Source organism: Subtercola sp. Z020 (assembly GCF_002931235.1).
Lineage (GTDB): Bacteria > Actinomycetota > Actinomycetes > Actinomycetales > Microbacteriaceae > Subtercola.
Genome location: NZ_PSTT01000047.1, coordinates 20254 through 29557 on the forward strand (window position 1 = coordinate 20254; position 9304 = coordinate 29557).

The 9304-nt window shown below is 68.6% G+C and carries 12 protein-coding genes, 2 tRNA genes and 1 pseudogene; 7 read left to right on the forward strand and 8 right to left on the reverse strand.

Going from position 1 to position 9304, the window contains the following annotated elements:
- Positions 1 to 16: 16 nt before the first annotated feature.
- Positions 17 to 676 (reverse strand): hypothetical protein, encoded by a 660-nt coding sequence (locus C5B96_RS06880; RefSeq protein ID WP_104244268.1) that lies wholly within the window; start codon positions 674 to 676, stop codon positions 17 to 19.
- A gap of 77 nt (positions 677 to 753) precedes the next feature.
- On the opposite strand from C5B96_RS06880, the gene C5B96_RS06885 reads away from it, so the two are divergent.
- A complete protein-coding gene (locus C5B96_RS06885; RefSeq protein ID WP_104244270.1) occupies positions 754 to 1623 on the forward strand; it encodes an acyl-CoA thioesterase II in 870 nt (289 codons plus the stop codon).
- Between the two features lie 95 nt (positions 1624 to 1718).
- On the opposite strand, the gene C5B96_RS06890 is transcribed toward C5B96_RS06885, so the two are convergent.
- From C5B96_RS06890 to C5B96_RS06905, 4 genes are read right to left on the reverse strand one after another with little or no spacing between them, the layout of a single operon-like run.
- Positions 1719 to 2231 carry a thioesterase family protein gene (locus tag C5B96_RS06890; protein WP_104244272.1) on the reverse strand — a complete coding sequence of 171 codons (513 nt, stop codon included), beginning with the start codon at positions 2229 to 2231 and terminating at the stop codon, positions 1719 to 1721.
- 19 nt (positions 2232 to 2250) lie between these two features.
- Positions 2251 to 3933 carry an energy-dependent translational throttle protein EttA gene (ettA, locus tag C5B96_RS06895; protein ID WP_104244274.1) on the reverse strand — a complete coding sequence of 561 codons (1683 nt, stop codon included), beginning with the start codon at positions 3931 to 3933 and terminating at the stop codon, positions 2251 to 2253.
- Between the two features lie 2 nt (positions 3934 to 3935).
- The gene (locus C5B96_RS06900) at positions 3936 to 4430 is read right to left on the reverse strand and encodes a hypothetical protein (RefSeq protein ID WP_104244276.1); all 495 of its coding nucleotides are present in this window, start codon (positions 4428 to 4430) and stop codon (positions 3936 to 3938) included.
- A 31-nt stretch (positions 4431 to 4461) separates the two neighbouring features.
- On the reverse strand, positions 4462 to 4956 hold the full coding sequence (locus tag C5B96_RS06905) for a single-stranded DNA-binding protein (RefSeq protein ID WP_158507134.1): 495 nt from the start codon (positions 4954 to 4956) through the stop codon (positions 4462 to 4464).
- A 266-nt stretch (positions 4957 to 5222) separates the two neighbouring features.
- Here C5B96_RS06905 and C5B96_RS06910 point away from each other — a divergent pair, with 266 nt between their 5' ends.
- On the forward strand, positions 5223 to 5444 hold the full coding sequence (locus C5B96_RS06910; protein ID WP_104244280.1) for a hypothetical protein: 222 nt from the start codon (positions 5223 to 5225) through the stop codon (positions 5442 to 5444).
- Between the two features lie 30 nt (positions 5445 to 5474).
- Complete coding sequence (locus tag C5B96_RS06915) at positions 5475 to 6320, forward strand: hypothetical protein (RefSeq protein WP_199176572.1); 846 nt, start codon at positions 5475 to 5477, stop codon at positions 6318 to 6320.
- Positions 6321 to 6468: 148 nt separating this feature from the next.
- Here the strand turns inward: C5B96_RS06915 and C5B96_RS06920 are convergent.
- From C5B96_RS06920 to C5B96_RS06930, 3 genes are all read right to left on the reverse strand, one after another.
- A tRNA-Arg gene (locus C5B96_RS06920) sits at positions 6469 to 6540 on the reverse strand.
- A 65-nt stretch (positions 6541 to 6605) separates the two neighbouring features.
- Positions 6606 to 7010, reverse strand: coding sequence for a DUF1801 domain-containing protein (locus tag C5B96_RS06925; RefSeq protein ID WP_104244282.1), 405 nt, complete (start codon positions 7008 to 7010; stop codon positions 6606 to 6608).
- Between the two features lie 33 nt (positions 7011 to 7043).
- Positions 7044 to 7682 carry a histidine phosphatase family protein gene (locus C5B96_RS06930; protein WP_233189048.1) on the reverse strand — a complete coding sequence of 213 codons (639 nt, stop codon included), beginning with the start codon at positions 7680 to 7682 and terminating at the stop codon, positions 7044 to 7046.
- A 121-nt stretch (positions 7683 to 7803) separates the two neighbouring features.
- Here C5B96_RS06930 and orn point away from each other — a divergent pair, with 121 nt between their 5' ends.
- From orn to C5B96_RS06950, 4 genes and pseudogenes are all read left to right on the forward strand, one after another.
- Positions 7804 to 8424 carry an oligoribonuclease gene (gene orn / locus C5B96_RS06935; protein ID WP_104244286.1) on the forward strand — a complete coding sequence of 207 codons (621 nt, stop codon included), beginning with the start codon at positions 7804 to 7806 and terminating at the stop codon, positions 8422 to 8424.
- A 39-nt stretch (positions 8425 to 8463) separates the two neighbouring features.
- Positions 8464 to 8539 (forward strand) — tRNA-His (locus C5B96_RS06940).
- Between the two features lie 102 nt (positions 8540 to 8641).
- On the forward strand, positions 8642 to 8992 hold the full coding sequence (locus C5B96_RS06945) for a metallopeptidase family protein (protein ID WP_104244288.1): 351 nt from the start codon (positions 8642 to 8644) through the stop codon (positions 8990 to 8992).
- Positions 8993 to 9060: 68 nt separating this feature from the next.
- Positions 9061 to 9304 (forward strand): annotated as a pseudogene (locus C5B96_RS06950) (2-oxoglutarate dehydrogenase, E2 component, dihydrolipoamide succinyltransferase); the annotation flags it as partial.

Genomic DNA, 9304 nt, shown 5'->3' on the forward strand with positions numbered 1-9304 from the left:
GCTTGTGCGGGCGCGGCTAGCGGGTGAGCACGTGGCCGCGGCGGGTGCTGAGCCTCGTCCAGGGGCCCGACTCGTAGAGCGCGACGGGGTCGTCGGGGCGCAGGAAGCCAAGGCTCACGGCGGCGAACGCCGCGCCCGCAGCCGTCTGCCGGCCGATGCCCTCGATCGGGCGGCCCCAGACCTCGGTTCTGACCTTGTGCACCAGTTGCTCACCGGTGTCGGGAGGCAGCGCCGCGGCGACCTCGGAGATGCCCTCGCCCGCAGACCGTTCGAGCAGGGCGGAGTCGACGAGGCCGAGATTCGTCCACCCGCCCCGGGGTGGGGAGATGCCGGCCCAGGCTGTCGGCCCCTCCGGCGCTGGGAGCTGCACCTCGACGGGACCGGTCTCGCCGTTCACGACGACGGAGAGCAGGGCCAGCCGGTCGAGCAGCGCCCGGATGGAGACGATCTCGTCGAACGCGACATCCCGGTCGGTCAGGGCGAACGTTCGAAGGCCGAGCACCGTCGGGCCCCCGTCGAGCAGGCCCTTCGGCGCGAGCACCGACGCGTAGACCGCGAGCACACCCTGGCCGCCGATCAGGCGCACCGAACCCGTGCCCACCCGGGCGGCGCGACCGAGGTACACCTTGAGGTCGCCAAGGGAGAGCGCATCGACCAGAGAAAACGACTGAACCATCAGCTTCTAAACTACAGAAGGTGACGGCGCCTCGCAGACCTTCGGGGCAGTCGTCGCCGGATCGAGATGGAGAGAACATGACCGACGCGTTCGCAAGCCTGCTGTCTGCGCTCGACCTCACCGACAGTGGTGCCCGCACGAACGAGGACATCTTCGTCGGCCCTTCGGAGTGGACGCCGCAGGGCCGCGTCTTCGGTGGGCAAGTACTCGCTCAGTCGCTCGTCGCGGCCAGCCGCACGATCGACGACGACCGGCCCGCCCACTCGATGCACGGCTATTTTCTGCGGCCCGGCGACATCACCCAGCCGATCACGTTCTCTGTCGACCGCATCCACGATGGGCGATCGTTCTCGACCCGGCGAACGCAGGCGTACCAGAACGGGCTGCCGATCCTGTCGATGATCGCGTCGTTCCAGGCGCCGGGACCCGGGGTCGACCACCAGGTCGAGATGCCCGCGGGCATTCCCGACCCCGAATCCCTGCCCACGACCGCCGAGATCATCGGTCATCTCGATCACCCTGTCGCCCGGAGTTGGGCGTTCGAGCGGCCCTTCGACATCCGCCATGTGTCGGGGCCGATCTACCTGCAGGCCGACGAGACGCGCTCGGCACAGCAGGCGGTCTGGATCAAGTGCATCGGCCGGCTGCCCGACGACCCGGTGCTGCACCGGGCCGCGCTGGCCTACGCCAGCGACTACACGATCCTCGAATCGGTCTACCGTCGGCAGGGGCTCAGCTGGCTGACGCCGGGGCTGAAGGTGGCGAGCCTCGACCACGCGATGTGGTGGCACCGGCCGGGGCGCGCCGACGAGTGGATTCTGTACACGCAGGAGTCGCCGTCGGCGACGGGTGGGCGCGGTCTCGCGCTCGGGCGCATGTTCTCCCGGAGCGGTGAGCTCCTGGCGAGCGTGGCGCAGGAGGGGATGGTACGGGTTCCCGGGCTGTGAGGCGCAGGTGCTCCGGCTGCCCCGGCCGTGGCTGGGGCAGTGGCAGGGGCCGGGCCGTGGCCTCCGGGTGCGGCGGCGTCGACTGACCTCGGGCTCTAGCGGCGGCGTGAGAACGTGAGCGGCTGCTCGACGTACGGCGCCCAGGCGTCGCGCTCGGCAGCCGAGATACGCCGGGGGCGGCCGGATGTCGCGTCGACCAGCACGAGCGTCGTGACAGCCCTGGTGAACAGCACGCGCGCCGCTGCGTCGGTACCGAGCGGACTCCACACCTCGTAGCAGACCTCGAGGCTCGCGCCGGCGAGCCGCCCGATCCACAGCTGGATGTCCAGCGGATCGCGGAGGTACGGGATCGAGACGAGGTACTCGATCTCCTGCCGGGCGATGATCGACTGCGTTCCCGCGTCGGGACGACCATCCAGAACCGCCATGGCGGAGTTGCCGCGGTAGGTGGTCACCGCGCCGTCGGGCGTCTCCCGGGTGGTCGCCTCTGTCGACCAGAACGCCTCGATGCGCGCCTCTTCGAGGAGGCGCAGCATCGAGGCGTTGTTGACATGGCCGTAGGGGTCGAGATCAGACCAGCGGAGCCGGGTCGGAACGTTCAGCCGCATCGTCGGTGCCCGCCCGGACTCAGTCGCGGGTCAGCTTGCGGTAGGCGCTGCGGTGGGGCTTCGCCGCGTCGGGGCCCAGGCGCTCGATCTTGTTCTGCTCGTAGGCTTCGAAGTTGCCCTCGAACCAGTACCAGTTCGCCGGGTCGTCTTCGGTGCCCTCGTACGCGAGGATGTGGGTCGCGATGCGGTCGAGGAACCACCGGTCGTGTGTGATGACCACCGCGCAGCCGGGGAACTCGAGCAGAGCATTCTCGAGGCTGCCGAGCGTCTCGACGTCGAGGTCGTTCGTCGGTTCGTCGAGCAGCAGCAGGTTGCCGCCCTGCTTGAGTGTCAGCGCGAGGTTCAGGCGGTTGCGCTCACCACCCGAGAGCACGCCAGCGGCCTTCTGCTGGTCGGGGCCCTTGAAGCCGAACGTCGAGACGTAGGCGCGGGACGGGATCTCGGTCTTGCCGACCTGGATGTAGTCCTGCCCGTCGGAGACGACCTCCCAGAGCGTCTTCTTCGGGTCGATGCCCCCGCGGTCCTGGTCGACATACGAGATGTCGACCGTATTGCCGATGGTCAGCTCACCGGAGTCGAGCGGCTCGAAGCCCACGATCGTCTTGAACAGGGTCGACTTGCCGACGCCGTTCGGGCCGATGACGCCGACGATGCCGTTGCGAGGAAGGGTGAACGAGAGGTTGTCGATGAGCACGCGCTCTCCGAACCCCTTGTGCAGCTTCTTCGCGTCGATCACCTGTGAGCCGAGACGCGGGCCCACAGGGATGACGATCTCCTCGAAGTCGAGCTTCCTGGTGCGCTCGGCCTCGCTCGCCATCTCCTCGTAGCGCGCCAGGCGTGCCTTCGACTTCGCCTGGCGGCCCTTCGCGTTCGAGCGCACCCACTCGAGCTCCTCGGCGAGACGCTTCGAGAGCTTGGCGTCTTTCTTGCCCTGCACCTGGAGGCGCTCCTGCTTCTTCTCGAGGTAGGTCGAGTAGTTGCCCTCGTAGGGGTACAGCTTGCCGCGGTCGACTTCGGCGATCCACTCGGCGACGTGGTCGAGGAAGTACCTGTCGTGGGTCACGGCGAGAACGGCGCCGGGGTACTTCGCGAGATGCTGCTCGAGCCACAGCACACTCTCGGCGTCGAGGTGGTTGGTGGGCTCGTCGAGCAGCAGCAGGTCGGGCTTCTGCAGCAGCAGCTTGGTCAGCGCCACACGGCGCTTCTCTCCACCGGAGAGGTTCGCGACACTGGCGTCGCCGGGCGGGGTGCGGAGCGCATCCATCGCCTGCTCCAGCTGGGAGTCGAGGTCCCACGCATCGGCCGCGTCGATCTGCTCCTGCAGCGTGCCCATCTCCTCGAGCAGGGTGTCGAAATCGGCATCGGGATCGGCCAGGGCGGCGGAGATCTCGTTGAACCGGTCGATCTTGCCCTTGATCTCGCCGACACCCTCCTGCACGTTCTCGAGAACGGTCTTCGACTCGTCGAGCTCAGGCTCCTGCATCAGGATGCCGACGGTGTAGCCGGGGCTCAGGGTGGCGTCGCCGTTGCTCGGAGTGTCGAGCCCGGCCATGATCTTCAGGATGGTCGACTTACCGGCGCCGTTCGGCCCCACCACGCCGATCTTCGCTCCGGGCAGGAACGACATCGTGACGTCGTCGAGGATCAGCTTCTCGCCCACCGCCTTGCGGGCGCGCACCATGGAATAAATGTATTCGGCCATGGCTACCAGTCTATTGTGCGGGTCTCCCCGATCAGACACTTGCCGGTGCCGAGCAGGGGGGCCACGAGGCTGTGGTACTCGCCGAAACCGAACTGGCCGATCAGGCACTGGCCGCCGAGAGCCACCGAGAACTGGATCGTGTCGGCTTTCACCCCGACCGTCGTGATGTCGGGCGTGACCTGCATGTCGGTCACCGTGAAACCCGCATCGCGGAGAGCCGAGATGAAGGCCTTGCCGTCGGGCGTCGTGTTCGCGGCCGTGCTCTGGGCGACCAGCCCGGCATTGACAGAGTCGAAGAACGGCAGGTTGGCCTCGGCCGAACCGCCCGGCACCAGAACCGGCGCGGCCGTCGGACTGGTGGTCGGCGCGCCCGTCTGAACGCCCGACGACGCGGTCGGGGCGGGCGACGGCGCACCGTCGGTGCAGGCAGCGAGGGCGACGACGAGACCCCCGGCGAGGGCCGCCGTGAGCATGACGCGAGACAGGCGCGCGGGCATGAGAAACTCCAGTGGTTGTGAGCGGGATCCCCTACAGACGGGACGAGTCTAGGTCAGGAGCATGCGAGACGAGTTCGGATTCGTCGTGCGAGGCGGGGAAGAACCCGTCGGCGTCGTGCTTCTCGTCGGCGGCCTGCTGGGTCGGCAAACCGAACTTCGGCGTGTCGGGCTGAGGGTTCCTGGCGAACGTCGACGTGCCCCAGAACAGGTCGTGGCCGACCGCGTCGGCCTCCACCTCGACCGTCATCCCGGTCTTCTCCCCGTTCTGCCATTCGCGAACCCGCAGCCGGCCCGAGGCGACGACGCGGTCGCCTTTCGCAAGGGATGAGGCCACGTTGGCTGCGAGCTGGCGGAAGACGGTGACCGTGTACCAGTTCGTGCCGGTCTCGAGCCAGGCGTTCTTGTGGCGGTCGAATCGCCGCTGGCTCGACGCGAGCCGGAAGCTCGTTATCGCCAGGCCGTCAGTCGTCGTCAGGTTGCGTGGATCGGTCGCGACGACGCCGGTGAGGGAGATGTGTTCGGGCATGGGGTGCTCCTCGTGGTGGTGGCCGTGAGCCCCGGCGCGGGATGCGTCGGGCCTGCGATTCGGCCGGCTCGCTCGAGTGTGCTCGCGGTGCGCGCCGTTGCGGCCGGGCATCCGGTCATCCGTGGAGAACTCGGCCTTGCCCGTCGCTGTGGAGGAGAGGACCGCCGGGTTGGCGCACTGCCGCCACCATCCGATGTCGGTGGGTGGTTCTAGCCTCATCACATCAGCACACCAGCCGGGCCGGCGCAGACATCACGGAGGCAGTCATGAGTTACATCCCCACCGCTCGCGCTTCGGCGTTCGCCCCGACCCTGCGACAGGTCAAGCCGACGCTGTGGCGCGTGCTCCGGTCAGACGGCAGCATGGCCGGCTACATCGAGCAGGCCACCGAGCGTTTCGAGGCCCGTCGAATGAGTGCGTCGACCCGGCAGATCGTCGGCATGGGCGACTTCTCCTCCATCGACGACGCGCTGTCCTGCTTCCGCTGAGCCGCGATGAGCCGGAGGTAGTCTTCCCCCATGGAATGGTGGAGCAACTTTCTGAACTGGTCGAACACCGACGGCGGGGCCTACGTCATCACGAGTATCGCTGTGCCGGCACTCGCGATCATCGTCGCCGGGCTGCTCGCCGCATGGATCGCGAGTGGGTCGATCAAACGGCTGCTGGCCAGTCGTGATCGCGACCTGAAGGTCGCCGCGATCGGCGCCCTGGTCGACGCAGCCGAGCAGGCCTCCGTCTGGAACTCGCTCACCCCCCAGGAGCAGGTGCTCGCCGACCGCGCCACCGGCCAGGCCGACATCCAGGTGCGACTGCTGCCCATCAAGGGTGCCGTCGTCGCAGCCAACTGGGCCGAGTACTCACTGGCCCAGATGAAGCGCAACTCTGCGACGTTCGGCTACCAGGTCGAGCCTGCCGTCATCGAGTTCCGGAACCAGCTCGTCGAGTGGCAGAACCGGCCGGGTCGCACCCGCCGCAGCTTCCAGAGCGACCTCGACCGCTGGTCGACGCAGGGCTCCGATTCCGAGCGCACGCTCAAGGAGCAGCAGGATGCCTGGGTCGCCCAGCAGCACCACGAACAGTACGCGGCACCCGCGTCAGGTTCGAGCACCGCGGGTTCGAGCGCCGGCACGGCGAGCGGAGCGAACGCTGCTCCTGCATCCGGCAGCGCTGCATCGGCCACTCCTGCGACGGCCGCGTCGAACGCCGGCTCGTCCGCAGCCTCCACGGCCGCATTCCAGGCGCCGAGCTACCCGTCGCGCTCCGTCGAGGCTCCACGCGCGACCACGGGCACCCTCGACACGGCCCGCGTTCTGAGCGACGTCGACGCGGTGCAGCGCCAGATAGACGCACCGACCGCGCGATAGGCGTTCGCGGCACCCGGACCGCGTCCACGGCGCCCGGCGGCGTTCGCGGGGCCCGGCCGGCGATCGCGGGGCCCGGCCGGCGTCCACGGCGCCGTTCGCTACGCCACGCCGTGCCGCATCGCGCCTGGTAGCGCCGCCGATGACGGAGTCCCCCCGGAGGGATTCGAACCCCCGGCCTGATGGGTAGAAACCATTTGCTCTTCCGCTGAGCTACGGGGGGAGACTGCGACAGTCCATTATGCAACAGCCCGGCCGAGCGGGTCGCGCGACCGCCGGGCAGGCGCGCTACTCCTTCGCGCGAGCCTTCGCCGCCTTCGCGGCCCGGGACGGCTTCGCCCGGTTGAGAGCGATTGCGGCGCGGATCAACTCCCGCAGGGCATCCCCGTCGACCGTGTCGCCCTCCGCGAACTCGACCGAGCGCCGCTGGTTCCCGCCCAACTCACCGTTAAACAGGCCCTGCGGGTCGTCGATCAGAGCGCCGTACATGAAGCCCAGCTTCACCTTGGTCTTGAAGATGTTGCCGACCACGAGAATGCCGTCGAGCTCCCAGACGGGCGCACCCATCCATTTCCACTCCTCGACGATGCCCTCATCCACCCCGAGGATGAGGTCGCGCATCTCGGCGAGCTTCGCCCCACGCCAGTCAGGATGCTTCGCGATCAGCGCATCGATCTCGTCACTCGGGTTCATCGTCTGCTCCAGACGTCTCAGGGGGTGAGTGGGTCAGCTCGCGGCGGGTGCATTCCACAGCAAGATGACCGGCGCATCGTGCTCGTAGCCGAGTGCGCTCATGGTCGACGTCGCGAGCGAGAAGATCTGCCCGCCCGTCGGTGGAAGCTCCAGCCACGCCGCCGCGAGCGCGCGGAGGATGTGGCCGTGCGCGACCAGCAGCACGTCACTGCCCGCGTGCACGTCGGCGCGCACCCGGGCGAGCACCTTCAGGGCACGGGCCTGCACCTCGGCGTTGTTCTCGCCCGGCGTAGCACCGGCCGGCACACCGTCGCGCCAGAGGTTCCACGGGCCCCGCTCGGCCACGATCTCGGCCGAGGTGAGGCCCTCGTAGGCGCCGTAGTCCCATTCCGCCAGGTTCGGGTCGACCACGGCCTGGTCGCCGTAGCCGATCAGCTCGGCCGTGCGGCGGGCCCGGATGCGCGGGCTCGTGATCACCTGGCTGAACCGGCGACCCTCGAGCGCCCGCCCCACCGACCTCGCCTGCTCCTCGCCGTTCGCCGTCAGCGGCAGGTCGGTGGTGCCCGTGTGCTGTCCGGTGAGGCTCCACGCCGTCTCGCCGTGGCGCACGAGAACGATCTGGCCGGGCTTCGGTGGGGTCGGTTCTGTGGTGGAGGCGGAGTCTGAAGGCACGGTCCAACGGTATCGCAGGTCGTGCGGCCCAGGGTGGGGGTGGCACATCGACGAAGGCCCGCGCGATCGGGGCGGAGCGGGCATCCGGAGCCGTGTCGGAGGCCTGCCGTAGACTCGCAGCATGAGCGCACAAACAGACCGGCTGGTCTGGATCGACTGTGAAATGACCGGGCTCGACCTCAGCGTCGACGAACTCGTCGAGGTGGCGGTCGTCATCACCGACTTCGAGCTGAACCTCGTCGACCCCGGTTTCACCATCGTGATTAAGCCCGATGACTCCGCGCTCGACCACATGAACGACTTCGTGCGCACCATGCACGCGACCTCGGGGCTCGACAAGCTGATCCCGAACGGCGTCAGCCTGGCCGAGGCCGAGTTCGAGGTGCTCGAGTACATCCTGAAGTTCGTGCCGAACGAGATGAAGGCGCCGATCGCCGGCAACACGATCGGTACCGACCGCATGTTCCTCGCCAAATACATGCCGCGGGTCGATGCGCACCTGCACTATCGCAGCGTCGACGTCTCGTCGATCAAAGAACTGGCGCGCCGTTGGTTCCCGCCGATCTACTTCCACGCCCCCGCGAAAGACGGCGGGCACCGGGCGCTGGCCGACATTCTCGAGTCGATCCGCGAGCTCGAGTACTACCGCAAGGCCATCTTCGTCGCGCCGCCGGGGCCGCCCTCGGCCGATCTCCGGGCGATCTCAGCCGACGTTGTGAACGAGTTCGCCTCCAAGCTGTAATAGACTCGTCGAGTTGCTTCGCTTCACGGCGGAGCCATGGTGGGTATAGCTCAGTTGGCAGAGCGCCTGGTTGTGGTCTAGGAGGCCGCGGGTTCGAGCCCCGTTACTCACCCCACCGAGACGAGCGGCCCGATTCTGTCGGGTCGCTCGTTTCTCTTTCTGCAGGTCGTGTCTGCCGCCCCGCAGGTGGCGTCGCGCTCGTTCGTGGAGGTTCTGGATGCTCGAGCTCGACCCCGAGGCCTTCGAAGCGTTGGTCGTGGCCGAACTCGACCTCCTGCCCGACGACATGGTCGACGGTCTCGACAACGTGGCGTTCGTGGTCGAGGATCGGCCCGAAGACGGGTCGCTCGACCTCCTCGGGCTCTACGACGGCGTGGCGCTGACCGAACGCGGGCAGTACGGCTTCGGGGAGATGCCCGATCGCATCATCCTCTACCGCGAGCCGCTACTCGCCGCGTGCGCCGACTTCGACGAGTTGCGCGACGAGATCCACGTGACGCTGGTGCACGAGATCGCCCACTTCTACGGCATCGACGACGAGCGGCTGCACGAGCTCGGCTGGGCCTGAGCTGCGCCGCGCGGCGGCAGGCGCGGGTCGCTCGGCCGGATGTCGCGGGGTGGCGCTAGCGTGAGGGCATGCCCTCCCCCGCCGCCCACCGCGTTCGCCGTGGACTCTGGGTCGCGCTCGGAACGGTGATCATCCTCGGGCTCGGCGTCTACGGCCCCGCGACGCTGCTGGGTCCGCTTCCGGCCGCGACGGTGCGGGTTCTGGATGCCGCGGCCATCGCCCCGGCGTCGGCTGCTCCGGCGCTGCCGTCCACGGGGGCGAGCGGGGTGACGGTCGCCCCCGACGCCACCGCCACCCCCGCCACTGCCGACA

Coding starts and splice junctions, on each gene's coding strand:
- C5B96_RS06910 (WP_104244280.1), top strand. CDS start 5,223: ATGAGTTACATCCCCACCGCTCGCGCTTCGGCGTTCGCCCCGACCCTG.
- orn (WP_104244286.1), top strand. CDS start 7,804: ATGAGCGCACAAACAGACCGGCTGGTCTGGATCGACTGTGAAATGACC.
- C5B96_RS06900 (WP_104244276.1), bottom strand. CDS start 4,430: ATGCCCGCGCGCCTGTCTCGCGTCATGCTCACGGCGGCCCTCGCCGGG.
- C5B96_RS06945 (WP_104244288.1), top strand. CDS start 8,642: ATGCTCGAGCTCGACCCCGAGGCCTTCGAAGCGTTGGTCGTGGCCGAA.
- C5B96_RS06905 (WP_158507134.1), bottom strand. CDS start 4,956: ATGCCCGAACACATCTCCCTCACCGGCGTCGTCGCGACCGATCCACGC.
- ettA (WP_104244274.1), bottom strand. CDS start 3,933: ATGGCCGAATACATTTATTCCATGGTGCGCGCCCGCAAGGCGGTGGGC.
- C5B96_RS06925 (WP_104244282.1), bottom strand. CDS start 7,010: ATGAACCCGAGTGACGAGATCGATGCGCTGATCGCGAAGCATCCTGAC.
- C5B96_RS06915 (WP_199176572.1), top strand. CDS start 5,475: ATGGAATGGTGGAGCAACTTTCTGAACTGGTCGAACACCGACGGCGGG.
- C5B96_RS06880 (WP_104244268.1), bottom strand. CDS start 676: ATGGTTCAGTCGTTTTCTCTGGTCGATGCGCTCTCCCTTGGCGACCTC.
- C5B96_RS06885 (WP_104244270.1), top strand. CDS start 754: ATGACCGACGCGTTCGCAAGCCTGCTGTCTGCGCTCGACCTCACCGAC.
- C5B96_RS06890 (WP_104244272.1), bottom strand. CDS start 2,231: ATGCGGCTGAACGTTCCGACCCGGCTCCGCTGGTCTGATCTCGACCCC.